This window comes from Hyphomicrobium sp., assembly GCF_009026145.1.
In the GTDB taxonomy this organism is placed as follows: Bacteria; Pseudomonadota; Alphaproteobacteria; order Rhizobiales; family Hyphomicrobiaceae; genus Hyphomicrobium_A.
Window position 1 is genome coordinate 1 of the sequence record NZ_WBUE01000023.1, and the last position, 21,224, is coordinate 21,224.

A 21,224-nucleotide genomic window follows, 5' to 3' on the forward strand; every position below is an offset into this window, starting at 1 on the left:
GGGTAGTGCGCATGGGCCTTCCCACGGTATCAGCTGCATACGCCGATACGTCGGGTCGGACCATTGCTATTTCCTGATACCCTGATCAGGGGGTTTGGTTTGCGCAATCGCCTCTCGCCCGTCAAGCGGCGCTCCGACGCGGGTGTTTTCGCCGGGGCCCCGCGCAGCTATATTTGCCCTATGCCTGACTCCGACGGTCGCGAGCCATCCGCGCTCGCCGATCCCCTCGTCACCGACAGCTACGAAGTGATACCCGGCCGGCGCGATGCCGGCCTCCTGCTGCTGTGCGATCACGCCGTGAATGCCCTTCCCAGCGGGTACGGCACGCTGGGGCTGCCGGCCGCTCAGCTCGAGCGACATATCGCCTACGATATCGGCGCTAAGGCGGTAACCGAGCACGTTGCGCGGATGTTGGGAGTGCCCGCCATCTGCACCCGCTTCTCGCGGCTCCTGATCGACGTCAATCGCGGCCTCGATGACCCGACGCTGATCATGCGCATCTCCGACGGCGCGGTGGTGCCGGGAAATCGCCGGCTCGATGCGGCCGAGCGCGAGCGGCGTGTGCGCCTCTACTACGAGCCCTATCATCTGCGCATCGATGCCCTGATCGAGAGCTGCGTCGCCGCCGGCGTGCCGCCGGTGCTGTTGTCGATCCACAGCTTCACCGACCAATGGAAGGGCGTTCCGCGGCCCTGGCATGCGGCGATCCTGTGGGATCGTGATTATCGCTTTTCCGTCCCGCTGCTCGAAGCGCTGCGCGCCGACAACGGCATCGTCGTCGGCGAGAACGAGCCCTACGACGGCAAGCTCGCGGGAGACTGCATGTGGCAGCACGGCACGCGGCGCGGCCTCGCCCATACCATCATCGAGGTCCGCCAGGATCTCATCCGCACGCCCGAAGGTCAGCTCGCCTGGGCCGAACGCATCGCGGCTGCCGTGCAGGCCGTGTTCGCGCGTGCGGACCTGCGCGAAGCGATGCACACGGTGCAGTATTTCGGCTCGCACACCGACACCGAGGGAGCGCCCCCGTATACGAGCCACCCGGAAGGAAGCCCCGCATGATGAAGATCGATGCCGAGACCGCGATAGAGCTGGAAGCCGCGGCCTTCCGGCGCCTCATCGAGCATTTGCGTCAGCGCACCGACGTGCAGAACATCGATCTCATGAATCTCGCAGGGTTCTGCCGCAACTGCCTATCCAACTGGTATCAGGAGGCGGCGGCGGAGCGCGGCGTCGAGCTCACCAAGGAGGACGCGCGCGAGCGCATTTACGGCATGCCGTATGCCGAATGGAGGCAGCGCTATCAGCGAGAAGCTTCGCCGGAGGCGCAGGAAAAATTCGCGCACGCGGTGGCGGGGGCGCACAAATCCTGAGCCCGCACGCGCACTGTGACGTGGGTGCCGCAGTCCACGGACAAGATTTCTCTGGATGGCTCTCCCCCTCGCCTTGAAGCGGCAAGGCGGCGCCGATAGCGTTTCCTCTTCATCGTCACGACGGGAGAAGAGGGATGACGACGCTACAGGCCTCGGCGCAGAAGCAGCTGCGTCAGCTCGTCGAGCAGATCGAGCGGCTCGAGGAGGAGAAGAAGGCGCTCGCCGGCGACATTCGCGACAAGTTTCTCGAAGCCAAGGGCCTCGGCTTCGATGTGAAGGTGCTGCGCCAAGTGGTGCGGCTGCGCAAGAAGAGCGCCACCGAGCGGCAGGAGGAGGACGCGGTGCTCGAGGTCTACCTGCACGCGCTCGGCATGATATCCGACGCCGAAGCCCTGCACAGCGCCGCCGACAAGATGATCGCCGCCGAATAGACGAGCTGCTGCCGCTCACATCCGGCGCGGCAGCTCGCTCAGCTCGCGCGGCCTGGCCGGCAGATTGCGGCTTTCCGCTTCGACGATGAACTTGGCGGTAATCTGCACCGCCTCATCCACCACGCGGGCGCAGCTCTCGGCCGTAATCCACTCCGTCATCTCCTGGTCGAGCACCAGGCGCATCTCCTGGTCGACGACCCACGTTCCGACGTGTTGGCGCGAGGCTGCCCCGTTTTTGGTGTGGGCGACGAGAATCTCGTCGCCCTTGGAGATGAAGAACCAGGTCGGGAGCGGCTCTGCGTTGAGGCGCTGCGCGAGAGCCTGCAGCACCGCCCGACCCACTTCCCGCTTGGTTGCGGCGTCCTCGGCATCGCGGCGTCTTTTCTCGCGCTCTGCGGCGAGCGCCTCAGCCAAAGTCGTCATGGTCCAACCCTTTCAGTCTCCACGTTCCCCTAATTGGCTTGTACTCTCGAAGCGGCCCGCATCGCCGTGGGCGCGCGTGCGCTCGATGACCTCCGGATCGAGAACCGGCATCAGCTCGCTCACGTCCTTGGAGAGCTTCACCCGGCCGTCGAATTCGGCCCCTTCGGCGATCGACAGCTTTTGATGGGTGATATCGCCCTCGACCTGGGCAGAAGCCTGCAGCTTCACGGTTACCGCGCGTATCGAGCCGCGTACGCCGCCGCGAACCTCGATCGCCTCGGCGCAGACCATGCCGACCACCGAGCCCTCTTCCGTGATCACGACCTGCTTGCCGTGCACGTTGCCGCGGACATCGCCGTCAACCTGCAGCTTGTTGGCGGAAATAATGGTGATCCGATCACCGAGGATGGTCAGGTCGGTGCCGATCACCGACGTGCCGCTCGTCGCCGTTGCCGACTTTTCGAACGGTGATGGCGAGGGGCGAGGCGCCTGCGTGGCCGCTCCCAACGGGGCGAGACCGGGCTTCGGCTGGGGCAGGCCGTTCTTGGCATCAGTGCTAAACACGAGGTCACCTCCTGCGCGTCTGGCGCGCTCTCCGCATGAACTTGATTAGGTGCATTTCCCCGCTGCCGGGATTGGCACACACATCCGCGGCTATTTTTTGTCGAGATGGAGTCGGAAGGCGGTCGGCGATGGCCTCACAAACGCCCGGTCGGCGACGGAGTGTGAGACATCGAGAAGGAGCCATGCCTGTGGACAAGTACGCTCTCGTCGATCAAACGGTGGGATCGATCCAGCGCACCGCGCTGAGGATCGCCGCGCTCCCCATGGAGGTGCGCGATGAGGCGCTCGATGCTGCGCACCGCGCCTACGCCAATGCCATGCACGATCTGGGACAGGACAACGTTGCGGCGGGTCGCTGGGTCGAGACCGTGATGACCGCGGTTCGTGTGCTGGTGCACGAGATCGACCGCGATGCCGGAGGCGACGGCGCCCGCGCGTAGTCCCAAAAATACGTGGTCCTACACGGTCATTTAACAAACGCGCCGTTGATCGGAGCGCTGCGAAGGTTCACTATGTCCGCGCAGTTGAGCGTGGGCATTACCAATGCGTCCGCAACGACAGCATGTATTTCGGTCGGACGCGGCGGCCAAGCTGGATCGGCTCGAGCTCGTTGCTGCGCTCTTGGAGCGCGACGCCACCAACAATCGCGCCTTGCTGGCGGAGCTGGGTGCCCTTTCTGCGCGAAGGGCGAGCCCCGGAACGCGGGCACTGGGGCGCTGGCGCAAGCTCATCCACGCCTCCCGCACCGCCGCCCGCATGGTCGGCTCGATGGCTGTCGCGATCGCCACCAGCCGGCAGCTGCGCGCGGCTCTACGCGCGAGCTATGACTTCGCGGTCGATTTTGCCATCGTGCTGTCGACGGCCGCCGCCGCGGTCGTCATCCTCACCGCCGCCTTCGCGCTGACGGCGCCCCCCGTCTGACGTGGTGTGCTTCGCTCTCTACCGGGAAGCGGCTAGCCGCGCTCGTATACGGCGGCGCAGATGCGGTCGTCCTCGAGCTTCTTGGCAAGATCCGTGGCGCCGCCAGGCGCCTTGCCGGCCTGATGGTCGATGTGGCGCTGCTCGCACCATTGCCAACGCGGATCCTCCTTCGAGGTGACCGGGTTTGCTTCCTTGTTGATGGAGCCGGTGTCGATCTTTGCCGGCTCTTCCTTGCGCGCGACCGATCTTTCGGTTTTCGCGCGGCGGTAGTGCTTGGTCACCGACCCAGTGGTTAGTCCGTCGGTGGCGCAGCCCGCCAGCAGCAGCGCTGCGAGAACGCCGATCACGAAGCAAGCGATTCGATTTGCCGGCGACATGGTCCGCCCTCCAAAGGCCGTGCACGGGCGCGATGTCCGTACCCCGCCTCATGGGGCTAACTGATTTGCGTGGGCGCCGACAGATCGTGGTGGCCGATGGCGGCGGAGAGGGCAATTTTGGTGTGCAAATCGCCGCCAGTGCAGCTGGGCGTTTTATCGCAGTTGCGAAGCAAGCTCTGCCGCTGCAAGGCGAATCCTCTGGCGCACCTGGGGGCAAATCAGCGAAGCTGCTAGCTCGTGTATGGAGGAAAGTCGGCAGTGCGTGTGTATGGGCGCAATGGGGAAACGCCATGTCACGCAAACGGACCCAGACTTTGGAAAGCCTCACCGACAGCGCGATCACCTGGTTCTTCGTCGGCTTGATGATGATCGCCGCCATTGCTGCAGCATTCGGGCAGGTGGTCGGCGGCTGAGGACGCCGGGCAATGGGCGGCCTCCGAGGGCCGCCCGGTTTCGTTGCGAGATGCTCTGATCAGCAACCGTGCCGCCACAGGCAGCGGTAATACTTGCGTGTGCCCCAGCCCCAGCGCTTGGCGCAACGCCAGCTCCAGCGGCCGCAATAGCCGGTATGCTCGACAACCGAGGTCGCGGCTGCCTTGGACTTCGCCCAGCCGACGTCAGGCGCGCTGGCGGCCGAGGCTTGGCCAAACGTCAGCGGGGCTGCAAGCATCGTCGCGGCCGCGAGCAGGAGAGTACGACGCATGTTGTCCTCCATAGTCAGCGTTCAACTACGGCATCCGACGTAACCGCCCATTTCTTACATTTGTGTCAACCGCGGGCGGGTAAGCCAACCCAACGCCACGGCGCGCGAAACTGCCCCGGGGGCCGGGGTTCTTGACGAAATTGACATCCGTGGCGAACTAGGCTGATGCGCCATCCGGCACCATCTTTCCCATCAGGGTAGCCAAGCAGCGCTAATTGCGGAGAGCGACATGAGCCAGGATCCCATCGCCGACACCAGGAGCAAGCTCGATGACCTCGAGCAGCGCATCCACGCGGCCAAAACATCGCTCGGTGCGCGCGGCGAGATCAACACCGAGGCGCAGAAGGACTGGAGGGCGATGGTCGAGAAGCACGCTGACATCCGGCGCAAGCTCGACGCGCGCGCCGATCACCCCAACGGCGTAATCGAAGGCATCAGCTTCGACGTCGATATTCTGCGCAACTCGTTCGAGAAATGGGTGGCAAAGGTCGAGGGCAACTTCGACAAGTAGGGCGCTTCCTCGCCGCTGCGGCCGGCACAAAAAAAATGCGGCGGCCGAATTTATCGACCGCCGCATCGATACCGCAAAAATCGACAGCGTTAGATGATGTCGATCTCGGCCGGCATGTAGGAGGTGACCTCGAGGCCAACTTCCTGCTCGCGCACCTGCGGCTTGTTCCAGATCTTCATGGGTAGTTTCCTCCTTGAACGGAGGACGAAAGCGCTGCTCCGTCCCCCCGCGTGGGGTATAGGTTGCCGCACCCATGGCTGCAACCGAATTCTTGCGCTTTTGGTTATGGATATTGGCGTTTGCTCGTCTTTCCCGACGGCATCGCACTGCAGCAAGTCGGCGCCTTGAGGCAGCGGCAATTACTGGCCTTCGGTCTCGGCCGCGTCGCCTTCGTTCCACTTCTTGATCGCCGTCAGCACCGACTTGCGACACGGGCCCAGCGGTCCTTCGACCATCGACACTTCTTCGCCGCGGAACCCGGCGTCCTTGTAGTTCTTGGCGCAGTACTCTTCCTGCTGCTTCTCCAGCTCGGCGCGCGACTTCTTCTTAGCGGCGTCGGGATCGTTGATGTCGGCGATCTGGGTCGGGGCAGGTGCCTCGCCAGGCTGCGGTAGGCGGTCGAGCGAAGGCGGAATCACCAGCGGCGCCCGCTCGGCGAGTTTGGGATCGCCGGATTTTTTGGTGTCGTTGAGGCCGACCGCATCGAAAATGCCGCCATTGAACTGCACGTCATCCATGGAGCAGCCGGCGACGACAAGCGTCAGGCAGGCGGCGAGGACCGGCAGAACGGAGCTGGCAGGACGTGATCTCGGCGGCATGCTCTTCCCCCGTGGCGCCCCAGTACTCACTCGCAGCCCCGCATCTTCAGCGCGGCAGCGCTCAGCGCTAATGCCCTGCGCTACAACGACTTTGCGGCGTCTTTGCGACTCGCCATCAGGGAGTCATATAGCAGCCCAATGACCCCTGCAACTATAGCCACGTCGGCGATGTTGAACACGTACCAGTAGAAGCCGAAGGCGTGCAGGGAGAAGAAATCGGCAACTCCCCCCAGCACCACCCGGTCGATGGCGTTGCCGATCGCCCCACCCATGATGAGGCCGAGCGACACCGCGAGCACCCTCCCGGTGGCGCCGCGGGCGAGCCATGCCCACAGGGCGGCAGTGGCCGCGACGCCGAAGGTCGCCAGCATGAGTTGCCCGGCATAGCTGTCCTGATCGAACAGGCTGTAGCTGATGCCGATGTTCTTCACGTACACGAGGTCGAGAAACGGCGTGACGGCCACGCGCCCGCGGTCGGCGATCCCGTAGATCGCCAGCATCCACCACTTGTGCGCCTGATCCAGCGCCAGGGTGGCGAGGAACACGGCGAGGCCGAGCCGCGAGTACGGCCCCCACACCCAGCTGCGCAGCCCCGGCTGGCCCGTCGTCATGCCACACCTTTGGCGCGGGCATCGAACTCGCGCACCGCGGCGGCGTCGCGCGGCGACAGGTCGGGATAGTCGGGGTCGGTGCCGACGTCGGGAACGATGCGCCACGAGCGCGCGCACTTCTTGCCTTCGGCGAGCTTCGGCACGACGCCCACGCCGGGCACGTCGGGCAGCGTGAAGGCGCCCTCGGGGGGCGACTTGGCGATGAGGCGCGCGCCCGAGGTGATCGACACCTCGGCGAGGTCGACGCCTTCGAGTGCGCGCAAAAGCTCCTTGTCGGCGACGTAGACCTCGGGCGCGGCCTCGAGGCTGGAGCCGATGCGCTTTGCTGCGCGCTCCAGTTCCAGTGCGCCGGTGATGACGCGGCGCACGTCGCGTACGCGCTCCCACTTCCTGGCAAGCTCGTCATTGCGCCAAGCCTTGTCGAGCTCGGGGAAGGCTTCCAGGTGCACCGAGCCCTCGCGCCCCGGCACGCGCGCCAGCCACGCCTCCTCGGCCGTGAACGACAGGATCGGCGCCAGCCAGGCGACGAGCGCCTTGAAGATTTCGTCGATGACGGTGAGCGCGGCGCGCCGCTTGGCGCTCGAATACGGCTCGCAGTAGAGCGCGTCCTTGCGGATGTCGAAGTAGAACGCCGACAGCTCGGTGTTCATGAACTGCGACAGCACGGCGACGACCTTGCGGTAGTCGTAGGCGGTGTAGGCGGCGCGCACCTCGGCGTCGAGCTCGGAGAGCCGGTGCAGCATCAGGCGCTCCAGCTCGAACTCGCGCATGTCCTTGAACTTGACGCGCTCGCCCTCCTCGAGGTGTGCCAGCGCGCCCAGCATCCAGCGCAGCGTGTTGCGCAGCTTGCGGTAGGCCTCGGCGGCCGATTGCACGATGGCCGGGCCGAAGCGGATATCGTTCGTGGTGTCGGCCGAGGCGACCCACAGCCGCAGAATGTCGGCGCCGGAGGTCTTCATCACGTCCTGTGGCGACAGCACGTTGCCCTTCGACTTCGACATTTTCTCATCCCCCTTCTCGTCGAGGATGAAGCCGTGCGTCAGCACGACGTCGAATGGCGCACGTCCGCGCGTGCCGCAGGATTCCAAGAGCGAGGACTGGAACCAGCCGCGATGCTGGTCGGAGCCTTCCAGGTACATGATGCGGTCTTTGCCGCCGTCGCGCACGCGCTTGACGCCCGCGAGGGTGGGGAAGTGCTGCGCATCCTCCAGCGTGAAAGCGTGCGTCGAGCCACTATCGAACCACACGTCGAGGATGTCGCGCACCTGCTCCCACTGCGCGGGGTCGTCGACCAGGTCCTCGAGGAAGTGCTCTTTGGCGCCCGCCTCGAACCACACGTCGGCGCCCTTATCCGCGAACGCCTGCGTGATGCGGGCGATCAGCTCCTTCGACTTGGCGAACTTAGCCGAGGGGATGACCTCGCCCGTCTCCTTGTGGCGGAACACGGTGATTGGCACGCCCCAGGCGCGCTGGCGCGAGACGACCCAGTCGGGCCGTCCCTCGACCATGCCGCGGATGCGGTTCTCGCCGGTGCCCGGCACCCACTCGGTCTCCTCGATCGCCTTCACGGCGAGCTGGCGCAGCGTCTGATTATTGCCCTTGGGGATGCCCTTGACGGGCTTGTCCATGGCGATGAACCACTGCGGCGTGTTGCGGAAGATGACCGGCTTCTTGGAACGCCAGGAGTGCGGGTACTGATGCTTCAGCCGCCCGCGCGCGATCAGCGCACCCGCCTCGACAAGCGCCTTGATGACGGCGTCGTTGGCGTCGCCCTTGTCGCCCTTTTCGGTGAGGACGCGCTTGCCCTCGAAGCCGGGCGCCTCGTTGGTGAAGACGCCGTCGGCGTCGACGGTGAACGGGATCGTGGTATCGATGCCACGCTCTTTCAGCTTAGCCGCGCTCGCCATCCAGATCTGATAGTCGTCGGCACCGTGGCTGGGGGCGGTGTGCACGAAGCCGGTGCCGGTGTCGTCGGTGACATGATCGCCGTCGAGCAACGGCACATCGAAGCCGTAGCCGAGCTTGGCAAGAGGGTGCGCAGTCTTGAGGGCGCCAAGCGTTTCCGCGCCGACGGTAGCCCGCAATTCAAATCCCGTGACCTTCGCCGCGTTCATCACTTCATCGACCAGCGACGCAGCGATGAGCAGTTTGTCGCCCTTTCTCGCCCAGTTTCCCTCAGGCGCTTCCGTAACTTCGTAAAGCCCGTATTTGATGCGTGAGCTAAAGGAGATCGCGCGGTTGCCAGGAATGGTCCATGGCGTCGTCGTCCAGATCACAACGGAGGTGTTCGAAAGATCGACTGTGGTCTGCTGTGAGACGGACTTCACCGGGAACTTCACCCAGATCATGTCCGACTGATAGTCCTGGTACTCGACCTCCGCCTCGGCCAGCGCCGTCTTCTCCACCACGCTCCACATCACGGGCTTCGAGCCGCGATAGAGCGTGCCGTTCATGGCGAACTTCATCAACTCGCCGGCGATGACCGCCTCGGCCGGAAAGCTCATCGTAAGATAGGGATGCGCCCAATCGCCGATGACGCCGAGGCGCTTGAACTCCTCGCGCTGCACGTCGATCCAGTGCGCTGCGAACTCGCGACACTCGGCGCGGAACTCGTTGATCGGCACCGCGTCCTTGTTACGCCCCTTGGCGCGGTAGTTCTCCTCGATCTTCCACTCGATCGGCAGGCCGTGGCAGTCCCAGCCCGGCACGTAGTTGGAATCGAAGCCGAGCATGCCCTGCGATTTGACGACGAGGTCTTTGAGGATCTTGTTGAGCGCGTGCCCGATGTGGATGTGGCCGTTGGCGTAAGGGGGGCCGTCGTGCAGCAGGAACTTGGGCCGGTTGCGGCCCATCTGGCGCAGCAGCTTATAGAGATCGATCTCGCTCCAGCGCGCGAGCAGGCGCGGCTCGAGCTCCGGCAGCCCCGCCTTCATCGGGAAGTCGGTCTTGGGCAGGAATAGAGTCTTGCTCCAGTCGCGCCCTTCGCCGCCGGCGGGGATCGCCGCTTCCGCCTGCGCAGGGGCGCGCGCCGGTGCGGGCGCAGAGCCCTTCGCCCCGACCGCCTTCTCTTTCGTCTTGGCGGCGCCCTTGCCGCCGTCGTCCTTCGCCATCGCCCTATTTCCCGATTGCAAGCCGGGGTTCTAGCAACATGCCCCGCGCCTTGCCACCACCCTCTGTCATCCCGGAAGCCGGAGCGCAGCGGAGGCTATCCGGGACCCAGCACAAGAGTCGTCGAAGACCCAAATATATTGATGCCTGCGGCAGCACTTCTGCTGGGTCCCGGGTCTTCGCTCGCTGACCTGGCTCGCCCGGGATGACAGACGTGCCTATTCTTCCGCGGCAAGGATGTCGCGGGCGCGGGCACAGTCGCGCTCCATCTGCGCAATCAGCGCCTGGCTCGAATCGAACTTGCGGTCGGCGCGGATGAAATCGACGAACTCGACCTCGATCGTGCGCCCGTAAAGATCGCCGTCGAAGTCGAGCAGGAACACCTCCAGCACCGGCATGCCGTCATCGTAGGTCGGGCGCGTACCGAGGTAGGCGGCGCCATCGTGCCGCGCGCCGTCGAGGTGCACGCGGACGGCATAGATGCCATGCCCGAGGGTGGTGCCGCGCGGTAGCGGAATGTTGGCGGTGGGGAAGCCGAGGCCGGTGCCGCGCTTGGCGCCGCCGACCACCGTCCCCTCGACCCGCCAGGTGCGGCCGAGCAGCCGCGTGGCGCCCTTCACGTCGCCCTGCGCGAGGTGCAGGCGTATGGCGCTGGAGGAGAACACCTCGCCATCCTCGGCGACGGGCGGAATGATCGTGATGCCGAAGCCGAGCTTTTGCGCCGCCGCCTGCATGGTCTCCGGGGTGCCGCCGCGGTTGCGGCCGAAAAAGAAATCGTGCCCGATGATGACGTGGCGGGCAGCGAGGGCGCCGACGATGATACGGCTGACGAAATCGTCGGCCGATAGCGACGCCAGCTTGACGTCGAAGGGCAGCACGACGGCGAGATCGAGGCCGGCGTGCTCGAACAGGTCGAGCTTTTGCGGCAGCGGTGTCAGATGGAAGTGCGGCTCTTCCGGGTGGAAGAACTCGCGCGGGTGCGGCTCGAAGATGAGCGCGCCGGCGGGAGCGCCGAGCTCGCGGCCGATGGCCGCCGCCGCCCGCAGCAACGCCTGGTGCCCGCGGTGCACGCCGTCGAAGTTGCCGATCGCCAGCGCCGCCCCGCGCGCGCCCTGCGGCACGTCCTTATAGCCGTGAACGACGAGCATTCCGCCTCCGCCGCGAACGCACTCCCGCAAACGCGTGCGAGATCCGATATCAGGCCGGGCGCGGCGGGACCATCAGCACCGCCTCGCCCTGCACCACCGGCTTGCCGCCCACCGTGCACACGCAATCGAACTTGGCGCGCTTCTTCTCGGGCACGAGCTCGGCGATCTTCACCGTCGCCACCACCACGTCGCCGATCTTCACGGGCGCCTTGAAGGCCAGCGTCTGCGAAATGTAGACCGCGCCCGGGCCGGGCAGCTTCATGCCGAACACGGCCGAGATGTAGGCGGCCGACAGCATGCCGTGGGCGATGCGCTCCTTGAACATTGTCGTGGCGGCATAGTCGGCATCGACGTGCACCGGGTTCCTGTCGCCCGAGACAGCGGCGAACGCGTTGATGACGTCGGCCGTCACCGTATTGCTGATGCTCGCCTCCTGGCCGACACTAAGATCCTCGAAATAAACGCTCTTTGGCGTAGTGCCCATGCAGCAGCCCTTCCCGTGTGCGATCCGCCCCGGCAGTCGGCGGCGACACTATCCGTGGCCGCTGCAGGGGGCAACACGGCGCCCCGGCGTGCCCGCGGCCGGCGGCCGACGGCTTGGGTTGCCGCGGGGGCCCTCGCGGGCTATAAGGCGCGCAATTCCCCAGTTGCCCCAAAATACTTGGCCCTGCGGACCAACGCAGGAAGCCGGAGGTTAAGCCCCCATGAGCGATCGCAGACCCCTGATGCCCAAGGCGACGGCCGTATGGCTCGTCGAGAACACTTCGCTGACGTTCGAGCAGATCGCCGGCTTTTGCGGCCTGCACGTGCTGGAGGTGAAAGGCATCGCCGACGGCGATGTGGCGCAAGGCATCAAAGGCCTCGATCCGGTGACATCCGGCCAGCTCACCCGCGAGGAGATCGAGGAAGCCGAGCGCGACCCCACACGGGAATTGCACCTCGCCGAGCCCAAGGTGGTCGTTCCCGAGACGCCGACCCGCAAGGGTCCCCGCTATACGCCGGTGTCGCGCCGCCAGGATCGCCCCAACGCCGTGCTCTGGCTCTTGCGCAATCATCCCGAGCTGAAGGATAGCCAGATCATGCGCCTCGTCGGCACCACCAAGCCGACCATCACGCAGATCCGTGATCGCTCGCACTGGAACGCGCCGAACCTGACGCCGCAGGATCCGGTCACCCTCGGCCTGTGCTCGCAGATCGACCTCGATAACGAGGTCAAGAAGGCGGCGCGCCGGCTCGAGCGCGACCGCAAGGACAAGCCGGGCCTGGAAAAGGCCGGCACGCTGCTGCCGACGGAGGAGACGACGGCCCCGTCCACCGAGCGCAAGGTCGAGATCATGCAGCCCAAGCTCGAGGAGCAGCGCGAGGAGACCGAGCAGGAGGAGCAGGCGCGCGTCCTCGCCAAGCTCAAGGAGCTGTCGGGCGGCGAGCGCACGGACGAGGACGACGACCTCGACAAGGGCTGACGCCGCTCACGCGCGCGTCGCCGAGAGGGCCGATTGGGCGTTGCGGGGGAGGCCCCGGCGTAGCGCCTCGGACGCCAGCCACGCGTAGCCCGTGAGGAGCACGAGTGGCAGCAGCGGGATGCCGTTCACCTGCAGCATGATGGTCAGCGCAAAGGGTAGCGCCCACAGCGCGCCGACGATGACGAGGCTGATCGGTTCGGGGCGCGGGCGACCGTCGCGCAAATACCAGACGAGCGCCGCCAGCGGGATGGCGAGGTCGTAGGCGAGGACGTAGGGCACCATCAGCACCGATCCGAAGGCGACGATAGTGCTCTTCAAGGGCCAGGATGCCGGACTGCGCAGCGTCATGAAGGTCGCTGCCGCGATGACCGCCGCCAGCGCCGCTTGCAGGGCGAGCGCCGCCTTGACCGGCACACCGAGGCTCCACAGCGCGGTGTATGGCGTGATCATCTGATTGGTGAAAAAGCCGTCCATGTGGGTGACGAACGTCCACTGCAGCGGCATGGTCTGCGACAAATAGAGCTGCCAAGGCTCCAAGCCGAAGAGAGCGAGGCTCAGCGCGATGAGCGCCAGCGCGGTGGCGACCGCCGCGGCGATGGCGCGCCAGGCGCCTGCGAGCAGCAGCACCAGCGGCAGCAACAGACCGAGCTGCGGCTTGATCGTCAGCACGCCCATGAGGATGCCGGCGAGCACCGGGCGCGATGGCAGCACCCGCAGCGCGCCGACGAAGAGCACGGCAAGCAACAGGCCGAGCTGGCCGAAGATGACGTTGACCCACACGATGGGCGCCAGCAGAAGCGCGGCAAGCAGCGCCTTCTCGTCTCTGGCCGGCCGGCCACCGAGCGCGACGCCGACAAAGCCAATGGCGCCGAGCAGGCACCAGACAACGTAGGCGGCGAGGTAGGGCAGGGCGCCGAACAAAGCCAGTAGCGGCAGCGCGTGCGGCGGATAGGAGAACGCCATGCCGCTCTGCTCGGGCGAGAACCAGGCGCGCAACAGCGCATTGTAGCGGCTAACATCGTAGGCCGCCTCGACCTCGCCGAAGAGGGCGAGGCGGCCGCCCGTCCAATAGTTGAGAAAGTCGCGGCCGAAGTAGAAGCCCTGCGGCTCCATGAGATTGGCGTCGGGCCAGAAGTACATCGCGGTGATGGCGACGCCCGAAGGCAGGCCGACGAGGGCGCCGAGCAGCAATGCCTTCGAAAATTTGCCGCCCATGGAAGCGCGCCTTCGGATGCGGCGGGCAAGCTAGCTGCGGAGCGTAAAGAAAGGCCGAAACGGCAACACGAGCCGCGGCGTAAGCCGCTGGCTCATAGACTGCCGCCCGCAGCGCAAGCCTTGCGCTATGGCGCTACTCCAGTGCCCACGGCACCAAGATGAGCAGCATCAGCAAGATCCATAATGCGATCGACTGCTGCTTGAGTTCGCTCATGGCCGTCTCCCTGCAGACCATGCGATAAAACAGACTAGCGCCATATTTCCCGTCGCAAAAGCCACGACGTTGCAGATTCGCGCGGATTCGCACCGGCAAACCGCACAGTGATTGGGCAGCCGACATCGGCGTTGCCCACCCGGCTGGCTTTCGCTAGCGTTTTCTCGACATTACGGATATTCGCTGCAGTTCCTCCATCGAGCGCCGGCCCGACATGCCCTCCAATCCCTACAATGAGAATCTCGACAAGAACCCCGCCAACTACCAGCCGCTGACGCCTCTTCAGTTCCTGCAGCGTGCGGCGCTCGTCTACCCGAACCACACCGCCATCATTCACGGCAAGCAGCGGTTCACATACGCCGAGTTCTATGCCCGCTGTAGGCGGCTCGCGTCGGCGCTCAAGGGGCGCGGCATCGGGCCGGGCGACACCGTCTCGGTGATGCTCGCCAACACCCCGCCGATGCTGGAGGTGCACTACGGCGTGCCAATGGTCGGGGCCGTGCTGCACACGATAAATACGCGTCTCGACCCGCCGATCGTCGCCTTCCAGCTCGACCACGCCAACTCGAAGCTGCTCATCACCGACCGCGAGTTCGCCGCCACGTCCAAGGCAGCGCTGGCGCTCGCGAAGGTGAAGCCGGTGATCATCGATTACGACGACCGGGAATTTCCCCAGACCGGCTGGCGGCTGTCATACGAGGAGTACGAGACGTTCATCGGCGCCGGCGATCCGGAGTTCGATTGGCAGATGCCGTCGGACGAATGGAACGCCATCTCGCTGAACTACACCTCCGGCACCACCGGCAATCCCAAGGGCGTCGTCTATCATCACCGCGGCGCGGCACTGATGTGCTACGCCAACAACCTCGAAGCCGGCATGGGTCCGCACCCGGTGTACCTGTGGACACTGCCGATGTTTCACTGCAACGGCTGGTGCTTCCCCTGGTCGCTGTCGGCCGTCGCCGGCACGCATGTGTGCCTCAGGTGGGTACGCGCCAAGGCGATGTACGACGCCATTGCCGATCACCGCGTAACGCATCTGTCCGGCGCGCCGATCGTGATGTCGACGCTGCTCAATGCGGCGCCCGAAGAAAAACGGCCGATCAAACATCGCGTCTCGGTCAATCACGCTGCGGCGCCGCCGCCGCAAGCCGTGCTCGACGCCATGACGGCAGCCGGCTTCCACCTGACGCACCTTTACGGACTGACCGAGACGTATGGCCCGGCCGTCGTCAACGAATGGAACCTCGATTGGAACGCTCTCGACGCCGATGGGCGCGCTTTCAAGCGCACGCGCCAGGGCGTGCGCTACATGGCGCTCGAGGATCTCACCGTCATGGACCCGGTGACGATGACGCGCGTGCCGGCCGACGGCGAGACCATCGGCGAAGTCATGTTCCGCGGCAATATCGTCATGAAAGGCTACCTCAAGAACCTGACGGCCACCGCCGAGGCGTTCGAAGGCGGCTGGTTCCACTCCGGCGATTTGGGTGTGCTCTACCCGGACGGCTACATCCAGCTCAAAGACCGCTCCAAGGACATCATCATCTCGGGCGGCGAGAACATCTCCTCGATCGAGGTCGAGGACGTGCTCTACAAGCACCCCGCCGTCGCCTATTGCGCCGTCGTCGCCAAGCCGGACGAGAAATGGGGCGAGACCCCCTGCGCCTTCGTCGAGCTGCGCCCCGGGATGAGCGCCACCACCGACGAGCTGTTCGCCTGGTGCCGCGACCGGCTGGCGAAATACAAATGCCCGCGCCACATCGTGTTCGCGGAGGTGCCGCGCACCTCGACCGGCAAGATTCAGAAGTTCAAGCTGCGCGAGCTGGCCAAGGAGGCGTGAGCAAAATCACGTTCGCTGCGCCACCAGGCGGCGCACTCGCGATGACAACGTTGGAGGCGAGCGGGGCCCGCTCGCCCCAGTCCTTCCAGTCGAGGGCGCCTAGTGGCGCGTTTCGCCTCCACTAAGACGAGCGATCTCGTCCTTGAGCTTCAGCTTTTCGAGTTTTAGTCGGTGGATTTCCAGGTCATCCGAACCGGGACGGGAGACCTCTTCTTCAATCTTACGCTCGAGAAGTTTGTGCTTCTCCGCAAGCTCTGCAATGTGAGCTGCAAGCGCCATCATGGTCCTCCATGGATGTTGAAGAGACGCCTTAGCGTGACAGAACATCGGCACCTTGTCCAATCCCTGCCGCGGCTCATGATCGGGTAATTTTTGATGAAAATAGGAGCTTGGGCCGCAGCCGGCCTTATGACCCCGCAAGCGACTGGAAGGGCCGGAAAATATGCACGGCGGCCGGCGCCTACGACTTGCCATATACAAGGAACAAGACGATAGTCCGGCCGCTCGCGCGGTGTTGAAGAGGGGCATTGACCGGCCGGCCAATGAAGCGCATCGACGAGAGAGAGCTTCGGGAAGAACTCGTTCGGCTCAGGGCTGAGCACCGTGAGCTCGATGACCAGATCATTTTGCTCGAAGATCAGGCCTCGGCCGACCAGTTGCTGGTCAAACGGCTGAAGAAGAAGAAGCTCGCCATCAAGGACAGGATGACGGCCATCGAGGACCAGCTGCTCCCCGACATCATCGCCTGAAGAGGGCTCGGGACGCTCTCCGAGGGGTCCTGAACCGCGTCCGCGAGGGCTTCACAAAGCGCTTGTCTTGGGCGCCCCGCTCCTGTAAGCCCCCGCTTTCCTTGGCCGGACGCAGCGCAAAATGAGCACCGGGAAAGCCGTCGTCGGCATCATCATGGGCAGCCAGTCCGACTGGCCGACGATGAAAAACGCCGCTCACATCCTCGACGAGCTCAAAGTTCCCTTCGAGACGAAGATCGTCTCCGCCCACCGCACGCCGGAGCGGCTTTACGAGTACGCCAAAGCGGCCAAGTCGCGCGGGCTCAAGGTCATCATTGCCGGCGCCGGCGGCGCCGCCCACCTGCCGGGCATGACGGCGTCGCTGACGCCGTTGCCGGTGCTCGGCGTGCCGATCGCCACGACGGCGCTCGGGGGCGAGGACAGCCTCCATTCCATCGTGCAGATGCCGGCCGGCGTGCCGGTCGGCACCCTCGCCATCGGCGAGATGGGCGCCACCAATGCCGGGCTGCTCGCCGCCCAGATCCTGGCTCTCGGCGATGCGCAGCTGATGCAGCGCGTCGAGGCGCACCGCTCCGCGCGCACCGCCAAGGTGGCCGAGAGCCCGAAGGATGCGTGAGGCGGCTAGTGTGATGACGAAGTTCGCTCCCTGTTCTAGCCGCGAGCTTTGGCGAACTTCGGAATCGGGACACTAGGCTGATGCAGGCACTACCGCCGGGCTCGACCATCGGCATCTTGGGCGCCGGGCAGCTCGGACGCATGCTGGCCGCTGCTGCTGCTCAGCTCGGCTTCAAGTGCCGCGTCTACAGCGACGTGCCGGGGCCCGCCTCCGACCTCGCATTATCGACGACTATCGGCGCATTTGACGACTTGGCGAAGATCGCCAAGTTCGCGCAGGAGACCGACGTCGTCACCTATGAGTTCGAGAACGTTCCGGTCGAGGCCGCGGCGGCGGTCGAGCGTCTGCGCCCTGTTCGCCCTGGTCTCAAGGCGCTCGAGGTGGCGCAGGACCGCTACAAGGAAAAGAGCTTCCTGGCGGGCCTCGGCATTCCGATACCGCGGTTCGCCTTGGTCGAAAGCCCCGCCGATTTTGCTGCCGCCGTCGCCGCGGTGGGCGCGCCTGCGATCCTCAAAACCCGCCGCCTCGGCTACGACGGCAAGGGTCAGGCGCGCATCGGCGCAGCAAGCGAGATCGAAGCGGCGTTCGAGGCCATCGGCCGGGCGCCGGCGACGCTCGAGGCGCTGGTCAACTTCAAATGTGAGGTGTCAGTGCTGCTCGTGCGCGGCATGGACGGCGAGACGCGCTTCTACGACATCCCCGAGAACCATCACGCGGGCGGTATACTGCGCACCTCCACGGTGCCGAGCGCGCTGCCGCCCGAGCATCAGGCGCGCGCCCGCGACATTGCGGGCAAGCTCGCCGACGCGCTCGGCTACGTCGGCGTCATCGGGGTGGAGATGTTCTACGTCGGCGACGGACCCGAGCCGCTGCTGCTCAATGAGTTCGCCCCGCGCGTGCACAATTCCGGCCACTGGACCATGGACGCCTGCGCCGTCGGCCAGTTCGAGAACCACATCCGCGCCATCGCCGGCTGGCCCCTGGGCCCTACCGAGCGCCATTCCGACTGCCGGATGACGAACCTCATCGGCGAGGATGTGCATGCCTGGCCGAAGCTGGCCGCCGAGCCAGGCGCCTGCCTGCACCTTTACGGCAAGCACCAGGCCCGCCCGGGCCGTAAAATGGGGCACGTCAACCGGCTCGCCCCCTTGTCCAAGGGTCGCTGAGCGGGGTTGGCGTCGTCCGCATGGACAATTTAACCGCCGTTTGCTAGTGATCCGCCCATCCTCAACGGCAATCGGGATGCCGGCGGCACAGCCGCCGCACCGCTTGTCGCGTTTTTCATTGGTCAAAGGTCAGGCAAAGGAAGCAGCCGCTTGCAGGTTCTCGTCCGCGACAACAACGTCGATCAGGCTCTCAAGGCGCTGAAGAAGAAGATGCAGCGCGAGGGCATTTTCCGGGAGATGAAGCTCCGCAACTATTTCGAGAAGCCGTCGGAGCGCAAGGCGCGCGAGAAGGCCGAGGCCGTGCGCCGCGCCCGCAAGCTCGCCCGCAAGCGCGCCCAGCGTGAGGGGCTGCTGCCGGGCAAGGCTCCGACGACGCCGGCCGCCGGCCCGCGCCGCTAAGCCACTCCTTCTGACGAATTCGCGATGCGCCCTGAGCGGGAAGCTCACGGGCGCATTTGCTATTGCGCGGCACCCTCGATGCGGGCATCCGGCTCGTGCATCCTGGCGCGCAGCGCATCGACCCAGCGGAACAGCTCGTCGTAAGAGCCGTAGAGGTGATGGTCGGAGTGGCCGGCGCGCGGGAAGGTGACGATCTCCTTCGGTGCCTTCGCGGCGGCGTAGATCGCCTTGCCCATGTCGACCGGAATGACCCGGTCGTCCTCGCCGTGCATGACGAGTAGCGGCGCCTTAACGCGCGGCAGATGACGCATGGTCTCGTAGCGGTCGAACATGAAGGGTCGCACGGGCAGATACGGGTAGGCGAGCGCCGCCACGTCGACGATCGACGTATACGGCGCATCCAGCACCAGACCGCCGACCGCGTTATCGGCCGCCAACTGCACGGCGACGCCCGAGCCGAGCGACTCGCCGTAGACGATGATGTCGTCGGGCTCGATGCCGTCCTTGATCAGTGTCTCATAGGCGAGTCTGGCGTCGGCGACGTTGGTGCGCTCGCTCGGGCTTCCCGTCGAGCCGCCATAGCCGCGGTAGCTCAGGAACAGCACCCCATAGCCGCGACCAATGAAGCGGCGCACGCGCTCGGAGCGGCTCGCAAGGTTTCCGGCGTTGCCGTGGAAATAGAGCAGTGTCGGCTGGCCGGGCGCGGCGGGGGCGTACCAGGAGACGAGGCGCACGCCGTCGGGCGCGTCGATGACGCGCTCTTTGACGCCCTGGAGATTGAAGCTCGCCGGCGCCACGCGCTCGGGGTCGGGAAAATACATCAGCCGGCGCTGCAGCACGAAGGCGGCCACCGCCACCACGGCGTAGAGGGCAAAGAGCCCGTACGCGAGCTTTACGATCAGCTGCATGCGGTTCCGACGCGTACGAGCAAGGAAGCTTCCCTGACGATCTGCCCACCCCGCATCAGCTTAAACCGCGAAGCCCACGGTCGCGAAGCGCGTTCATCGGACTCGCATAACAAACTGGCCTAAGATGGCCTAAGCCTTTGCTGCAACCGATAATTGCGCTACAAGTGATATGCAACTTAAGCCAAAGCCATTGCCGGGGAGGGAATTTCCTTAGCTAGTCGTTTGAACAATCTCCCTTGTTTCGCCATGCCGGGCGCTTCGCCGCCCGGCTTTTTCGTTGCTCGCCGTCATTTGCCGAGCGCGCGCAAAGGGTCGAAGTAGGTGAGCCCCAGCGCCTCCGCCACCGCCGGATAGGTGATCTTCCCGTCGTAGATGTTGAGCCCGGCGAGGAGGTGCGGATCGGCGCGCAGCGCGGCCGCCGTGCCCTTGTCGGCTAGCGCCAGAACGAAGGGGAGCGTCGCGTTGTTGAGCGCGAAGGTCGACGTGCGCGCCACCGCGCCAGGCATATTGGTGACGCAGTAGTGCACGACGCCGTGCGCGACGTAGCTCGGGCTGGCGTGCGTCGTCGGGCGCGAGGTTTCCGCAAAGCCGCCCTGGTCGATGGAGACGTCGACGATGACCGAGCCGCGCTTCATCGCCTTGACCAGCTCGGTAGAGATCAGCTTCGGCGCCGCCGCGCCGGGCACCAGAACCGTGCCGATCACGAGGTCGGCCTGCAGCACGTAGTCCTCGATCGCCTGGCGCGTCGAGAAGATCGTGTTGAGCGAGGCGCCGAACTGTTGGTCGAGCGCGTATAGCCGCTCGATGTTGATGTCGATGCAGGTGACGAAGGCTTCGAGGCCCACGGCCATGCGCACCGCGTTGACGCCGGCGACGCCGCCACCGACGACGACGACGTTGGCGGGCGCGACGCCGGCCGAGCCGCCGAGCAGCATGCCGCGTCCGCCCTGCTCCATCTCCAAGCAATGGGCGCCGGCCTGGATCGCCATGCGTCCTGCCACCTCGCTCATCGGCGATAGCAGCGGCAGGCCGCCGCGTGCGCCAGTCACCGTCTCATAGGCGATGGCGGTGACGCCCGAGCGCATCAGGTCTTTCGCCTGTTGCGGGTCGGGCGCCAGGTGCAGGTAGGTGAACAGCGTCTGACCCTGGCGCAGCATGGCGCACTCGTTGGGCTGCGGCTCCTTCACCTTGACGATCAGGTCGGCGCCGGCGAATACCTCGGCGGCGCTGGGAACGATGGTCGCGCCGGCGCGGCGGTAGTCGTCGTCGATGATGCCCATGCGCTCGGCGGCATCCGTCTCGACCAGCACCTCGTGTCCGTGCAGGACGAGCTCGCGCACGCTGGCCGGCACCAGGCCGACGCGGTACTCGTGCACCTTCACCTCTTTCGGCACGCCGATGCGCATGCTGATCGCCTTTCCTCGTTGGGTCGGCTGCCCAAGGTATTGGTGCGCGGCCCGATCGCAACCGCGATCTTGCCCTCTCCCCAGCCGATGCGCACGGGTTGAGCAAATCGCGCCGCACGCCCGCGTTCTGCGGCGCCAAATCGCCAAGTGTTACGCCCTGCTTACGCATCGTTATCTTTGACGATGGGGCGTGGCATCGACCGCTCAATTTTTCGCGCTATGATGGGAGCCGCCGGTGCCCCCCGAAATCTTGCGCG

General features: G+C 65.6%; 28 protein-coding genes. 13 read left to right on the plus strand and 15 right to left on the minus strand.

The genetic code is table 11. The annotated features are described in order from the left end of the window. Positions 1 to 180 precede the first annotated feature (180 nt). The 3 genes from F9K20_RS15845 (at position 181) to F9K20_RS15855 (ending at position 1,804) form a co-directional block, all read left to right on the plus strand. Positions 181 to 1,062, plus strand: a complete 882-nt coding sequence (locus F9K20_RS15845) for an N-formylglutamate amidohydrolase (protein WP_291003894.1) — start codon at positions 181 to 183, stop codon at positions 1,060 to 1,062. Next, positions 1,059 to 1,373, plus strand: a complete 315-nt coding sequence (locus F9K20_RS15850) for a DUF1244 domain-containing protein (RefSeq protein WP_291003897.1) — start codon at positions 1,059 to 1,061, stop codon at positions 1,371 to 1,373. Before F9K20_RS15845 ends, F9K20_RS15850 begins: the two co-directional genes overlap by 4 nt. A gap of 134 nt (positions 1,374 to 1,507) precedes the next feature. Continuing rightward, complete coding sequence (locus tag F9K20_RS15855; protein WP_291003900.1) at positions 1,508 to 1,804, plus strand: DUF2312 domain-containing protein; 297 nt, start codon at positions 1,508 to 1,510, stop codon at positions 1,802 to 1,804. A gap of 15 nt (positions 1,805 to 1,819) precedes the next feature. Here F9K20_RS15855 and F9K20_RS15860 read toward each other — a convergent pair whose 3' ends face one another. Then, positions 1,820 to 2,227: a hypothetical protein gene (locus tag F9K20_RS15860; RefSeq protein WP_291003903.1), complete on the minus strand. Its 408-nt coding sequence runs from the start codon at positions 2,225 to 2,227 to the stop codon at positions 1,820 to 1,822. 12 nt (positions 2,228 to 2,239) lie between these two features. After that, positions 2,240 to 2,791, minus strand: a complete 552-nt coding sequence (locus F9K20_RS15865) for a polymer-forming cytoskeletal protein (protein WP_291003906.1) — start codon at positions 2,789 to 2,791, stop codon at positions 2,240 to 2,242. 188 nt (positions 2,792 to 2,979) lie between these two features. Between F9K20_RS15865 and F9K20_RS15870 the strand changes: the two genes are divergently transcribed. Beyond that, on the plus strand, positions 2,980 to 3,231 hold the full coding sequence (locus tag F9K20_RS15870; protein WP_291003909.1) for a hypothetical protein: 252 nt from the start codon (positions 2,980 to 2,982) through the stop codon (positions 3,229 to 3,231). Positions 3,232 to 3,334: 103 nt separating this feature from the next. Continuing rightward, positions 3,335 to 3,712, plus strand: coding sequence for a hypothetical protein (locus tag F9K20_RS15875; protein ID WP_291003912.1), 378 nt, complete (start codon positions 3,335 to 3,337; stop codon positions 3,710 to 3,712). A gap of 32 nt (positions 3,713 to 3,744) precedes the next feature. Here F9K20_RS15875 and F9K20_RS15880 read toward each other — a convergent pair whose 3' ends face one another. Further along, the gene (locus tag F9K20_RS15880; protein ID WP_291003914.1) at positions 3,745 to 4,089 is read right to left on the minus strand and encodes a hypothetical protein; all 345 of its coding nucleotides are present in this window, start codon (positions 4,087 to 4,089) and stop codon (positions 3,745 to 3,747) included. Positions 4,090 to 4,121: 32 nt separating this feature from the next. On the opposite strand from F9K20_RS15880, the gene F9K20_RS15885 reads away from it, so the two are divergent. Further along, positions 4,122 to 4,502, plus strand: a complete 381-nt coding sequence (locus tag F9K20_RS15885) for a hypothetical protein (RefSeq protein WP_291003916.1) — start codon at positions 4,122 to 4,124, stop codon at positions 4,500 to 4,502. Positions 4,503 to 4,561: 59 nt separating this feature from the next. Here the strand turns inward: F9K20_RS15885 and F9K20_RS15890 are convergent, their stop codons facing one another. Then, positions 4,562 to 4,792, minus strand: coding sequence for a hypothetical protein (locus F9K20_RS15890; RefSeq protein WP_291003918.1), 231 nt, complete (start codon positions 4,790 to 4,792; stop codon positions 4,562 to 4,564). A 229-nt stretch (positions 4,793 to 5,021) separates the two neighbouring features. Between F9K20_RS15890 and F9K20_RS15895 the strand changes: the two genes are divergently transcribed. Then, positions 5,022 to 5,303: a hypothetical protein gene (locus F9K20_RS15895; protein ID WP_291003921.1), complete on the plus strand. Its 282-nt coding sequence runs from the start codon at positions 5,022 to 5,024 to the stop codon at positions 5,301 to 5,303. Positions 5,304 to 5,392: 89 nt separating this feature from the next. Here F9K20_RS15895 and pqqA read toward each other — a convergent pair whose 3' ends face one another. The 6 genes from pqqA to F9K20_RS15925 all read right to left on the minus strand — a co-directional run bounded on the left by pqqA (position 5,393) and on the right by F9K20_RS15925 (position 11,472). After that, positions 5,393 to 5,482 carry a pyrroloquinoline quinone precursor peptide PqqA gene (pqqA, locus tag F9K20_RS15900; RefSeq protein ID WP_154738756.1) on the minus strand — a complete coding sequence of 30 codons (90 nt, stop codon included), beginning with the start codon at positions 5,480 to 5,482 and terminating at the stop codon, positions 5,393 to 5,395. Between the two features lie 180 nt (positions 5,483 to 5,662). Next, the gene (locus F9K20_RS15905; RefSeq protein WP_291003927.1) at positions 5,663 to 6,121 is read right to left on the minus strand and encodes a hypothetical protein; all 459 of its coding nucleotides are present in this window, start codon (positions 6,119 to 6,121) and stop codon (positions 5,663 to 5,665) included. Between the two features lie 80 nt (positions 6,122 to 6,201). Continuing rightward, positions 6,202 to 6,732 (minus strand): signal peptidase II, encoded by a 531-nt coding sequence (lspA, locus tag F9K20_RS15910; protein ID WP_291003931.1) that lies wholly within the window; start codon positions 6,730 to 6,732, stop codon positions 6,202 to 6,204. After that, positions 6,729 to 9,842, minus strand: coding sequence for an isoleucine--tRNA ligase (ileS, locus tag F9K20_RS15915; protein ID WP_291003934.1), 3,114 nt, complete (start codon positions 9,840 to 9,842; stop codon positions 6,729 to 6,731). Before ileS ends, lspA begins: the two co-directional genes overlap by 4 nt. 216 nt (positions 9,843 to 10,058) lie before the next feature. Then, the gene (locus tag F9K20_RS15920; RefSeq protein WP_291003937.1) at positions 10,059 to 10,988 is read right to left on the minus strand and encodes a bifunctional riboflavin kinase/FAD synthetase; all 930 of its coding nucleotides are present in this window, start codon (positions 10,986 to 10,988) and stop codon (positions 10,059 to 10,061) included. A gap of 49 nt (positions 10,989 to 11,037) precedes the next feature. Further along, on the minus strand, positions 11,038 to 11,472 hold the full coding sequence (locus F9K20_RS15925; protein WP_291003940.1) for a MaoC family dehydratase: 435 nt from the start codon (positions 11,470 to 11,472) through the stop codon (positions 11,038 to 11,040). 220 nt (positions 11,473 to 11,692) lie between these two features. On the opposite strand from F9K20_RS15925, the gene F9K20_RS15930 reads away from it, so the two are divergent. Next, positions 11,693 to 12,451 carry a DUF1013 domain-containing protein gene (locus F9K20_RS15930; protein ID WP_291003942.1) on the plus strand — a complete coding sequence of 253 codons (759 nt, stop codon included), beginning with the start codon at positions 11,693 to 11,695 and terminating at the stop codon, positions 12,449 to 12,451. Positions 12,452 to 12,457: 6 nt separating this feature from the next. On the opposite strand, the gene F9K20_RS15935 is transcribed toward F9K20_RS15930, so the two are convergent. Together F9K20_RS15935 and F9K20_RS15940 are read right to left on the minus strand one after the other, a co-directional pair. Further along, a complete protein-coding gene (locus tag F9K20_RS15935) occupies positions 12,458 to 13,666 on the minus strand; it encodes a glycosyltransferase family 87 protein (RefSeq protein WP_291003945.1) in 1,209 nt (402 codons plus the stop codon). 133 nt (positions 13,667 to 13,799) lie between these two features. Then, complete coding sequence (locus F9K20_RS15940; protein WP_291003948.1) at positions 13,800 to 14,006, minus strand: hypothetical protein; 207 nt, start codon at positions 14,004 to 14,006, stop codon at positions 13,800 to 13,802. An 88-nt stretch (positions 14,007 to 14,094) separates the two neighbouring features. Between F9K20_RS15940 and F9K20_RS15945 the strand changes: the two genes are divergently transcribed. Next, on the plus strand, positions 14,095 to 15,723 hold the full coding sequence (locus tag F9K20_RS15945; RefSeq protein ID WP_291003951.1) for an acyl-CoA synthetase: 1,629 nt from the start codon (positions 14,095 to 14,097) through the stop codon (positions 15,721 to 15,723). Positions 15,724 to 15,822: 99 nt separating this feature from the next. On the opposite strand, the gene F9K20_RS15950 is transcribed toward F9K20_RS15945, so the two are convergent. After that, positions 15,823 to 16,005, minus strand: coding sequence for a YdcH family protein (locus F9K20_RS15950; RefSeq protein WP_367115843.1), 183 nt, complete (start codon positions 16,003 to 16,005; stop codon positions 15,823 to 15,825). Positions 16,006 to 16,265: 260 nt separating this feature from the next. On the opposite strand from F9K20_RS15950, the gene F9K20_RS15955 reads away from it, so the two are divergent. The 4 genes from F9K20_RS15955 (at position 16,266) to rpsU (ending at position 18,653) form a co-directional block, all read left to right on the plus strand. After that, positions 16,266 to 16,472: a DUF465 domain-containing protein gene (locus F9K20_RS15955; protein ID WP_291004108.1), complete on the plus strand. Its 207-nt coding sequence runs from the start codon at positions 16,266 to 16,268 to the stop codon at positions 16,470 to 16,472. A gap of 121 nt (positions 16,473 to 16,593) precedes the next feature. Next, on the plus strand, positions 16,594 to 17,088 hold the full coding sequence (gene purE, locus F9K20_RS15960; protein ID WP_291003954.1) for a 5-(carboxyamino)imidazole ribonucleotide mutase: 495 nt from the start codon (positions 16,594 to 16,596) through the stop codon (positions 17,086 to 17,088). Between the two features lie 80 nt (positions 17,089 to 17,168). Then, a complete protein-coding gene (locus F9K20_RS15965) occupies positions 17,169 to 18,254 on the plus strand; it encodes a 5-(carboxyamino)imidazole ribonucleotide synthase (protein ID WP_291003957.1) in 1,086 nt (361 codons plus the stop codon). Between the two features lie 150 nt (positions 18,255 to 18,404). Continuing rightward, positions 18,405 to 18,653, plus strand: coding sequence for a 30S ribosomal protein S21 (gene rpsU, locus F9K20_RS15970; protein WP_291003960.1), 249 nt, complete (start codon positions 18,405 to 18,407; stop codon positions 18,651 to 18,653). Between the two features lie 59 nt (positions 18,654 to 18,712). Here the strand turns inward: rpsU and F9K20_RS15975 are convergent, their stop codons facing one another. Continuing rightward, on the minus strand, positions 18,713 to 19,561 hold the full coding sequence (locus F9K20_RS15975; protein ID WP_291003963.1) for an alpha/beta hydrolase: 849 nt from the start codon (positions 19,559 to 19,561) through the stop codon (positions 18,713 to 18,715). A gap of 287 nt (positions 19,562 to 19,848) precedes the next feature. Further along, on the minus strand, positions 19,849 to 20,967 hold the full coding sequence (gene ald / locus F9K20_RS15980; RefSeq protein ID WP_291003965.1) for an alanine dehydrogenase: 1,119 nt from the start codon (positions 20,965 to 20,967) through the stop codon (positions 19,849 to 19,851). Between the last annotated feature and the right edge of the window lie 257 nt (positions 20,968 to 21,224).

Coding starts and splice junctions, on each gene's coding strand:
- F9K20_RS15875 (WP_291003912.1), top strand. CDS start 3,335: ATGCGTCCGCAACGACAGCATGTATTTCGGTCGGACGCGGCGGCCAAG.
- ald (WP_291003965.1), bottom strand. CDS start 20,967: ATGCGCATCGGCGTGCCGAAAGAGGTGAAGGTGCACGAGTACCGCGTC.
- lspA (WP_291003931.1), bottom strand. CDS start 6,732: ATGACGACGGGCCAGCCGGGGCTGCGCAGCTGGGTGTGGGGGCCGTAC.
- F9K20_RS15885 (WP_291003916.1), top strand. CDS start 4,122: ATGTCCGTACCCCGCCTCATGGGGCTAACTGATTTGCGTGGGCGCCGA.
- ileS (WP_291003934.1), bottom strand. CDS start 9,842: ATGGCGAAGGACGACGGCGGCAAGGGCGCCGCCAAGACGAAAGAGAAG.
- F9K20_RS15965 (WP_291003957.1), top strand. CDS start 17,169: ATGCAGGCACTACCGCCGGGCTCGACCATCGGCATCTTGGGCGCCGGG.
- F9K20_RS15895 (WP_291003921.1), top strand. CDS start 5,022: ATGAGCCAGGATCCCATCGCCGACACCAGGAGCAAGCTCGATGACCTC.
- F9K20_RS15935 (WP_291003945.1), bottom strand. CDS start 13,666: ATGGGCGGCAAATTTTCGAAGGCATTGCTGCTCGGCGCCCTCGTCGGC.
- F9K20_RS15890 (WP_291003918.1), bottom strand. CDS start 4,792: ATGCGTCGTACTCTCCTGCTCGCGGCCGCGACGATGCTTGCAGCCCCG.
- purE (WP_291003954.1), top strand. CDS start 16,594: ATGAGCACCGGGAAAGCCGTCGTCGGCATCATCATGGGCAGCCAGTCC.
- pqqA (WP_154738756.1), bottom strand. CDS start 5,482: ATGAAGATCTGGAACAAGCCGCAGGTGCGCGAGCAGGAAGTTGGCCTC.
- F9K20_RS15845 (WP_291003894.1), top strand. CDS start 181: ATGCCTGACTCCGACGGTCGCGAGCCATCCGCGCTCGCCGATCCCCTC.
- F9K20_RS15955 (WP_291004108.1), top strand. CDS start 16,266: ATGAAGCGCATCGACGAGAGAGAGCTTCGGGAAGAACTCGTTCGGCTC.
- F9K20_RS15940 (WP_291003948.1), bottom strand. CDS start 14,006: ATGTCGGCTGCCCAATCACTGTGCGGTTTGCCGGTGCGAATCCGCGCG.
- F9K20_RS15930 (WP_291003942.1), top strand. CDS start 11,693: ATGAGCGATCGCAGACCCCTGATGCCCAAGGCGACGGCCGTATGGCTC.
- F9K20_RS15975 (WP_291003963.1), bottom strand. CDS start 19,561: ATGCAGCTGATCGTAAAGCTCGCGTACGGGCTCTTTGCCCTCTACGCC.
- F9K20_RS15920 (WP_291003937.1), bottom strand. CDS start 10,988: ATGCTCGTCGTTCACGGCTATAAGGACGTGCCGCAGGGCGCGCGCGGG.
- F9K20_RS15905 (WP_291003927.1), bottom strand. CDS start 6,121: ATGCCGCCGAGATCACGTCCTGCCAGCTCCGTTCTGCCGGTCCTCGCC.
- F9K20_RS15880 (WP_291003914.1), bottom strand. CDS start 4,089: ATGTCGCCGGCAAATCGAATCGCTTGCTTCGTGATCGGCGTTCTCGCA.
- F9K20_RS15945 (WP_291003951.1), top strand. CDS start 14,095: ATGCCCTCCAATCCCTACAATGAGAATCTCGACAAGAACCCCGCCAAC.
- F9K20_RS15860 (WP_291003903.1), bottom strand. CDS start 2,227: ATGACGACTTTGGCTGAGGCGCTCGCCGCAGAGCGCGAGAAAAGACGC.
- F9K20_RS15855 (WP_291003900.1), top strand. CDS start 1,508: ATGACGACGCTACAGGCCTCGGCGCAGAAGCAGCTGCGTCAGCTCGTC.
- F9K20_RS15950 (WP_367115843.1), bottom strand. CDS start 16,005: ATGATGGCGCTTGCAGCTCACATTGCAGAGCTTGCGGAGAAGCACAAA.
- F9K20_RS15925 (WP_291003940.1), bottom strand. CDS start 11,472: ATGGGCACTACGCCAAAGAGCGTTTATTTCGAGGATCTTAGTGTCGGC.
- F9K20_RS15850 (WP_291003897.1), top strand. CDS start 1,059: ATGATGAAGATCGATGCCGAGACCGCGATAGAGCTGGAAGCCGCGGCC.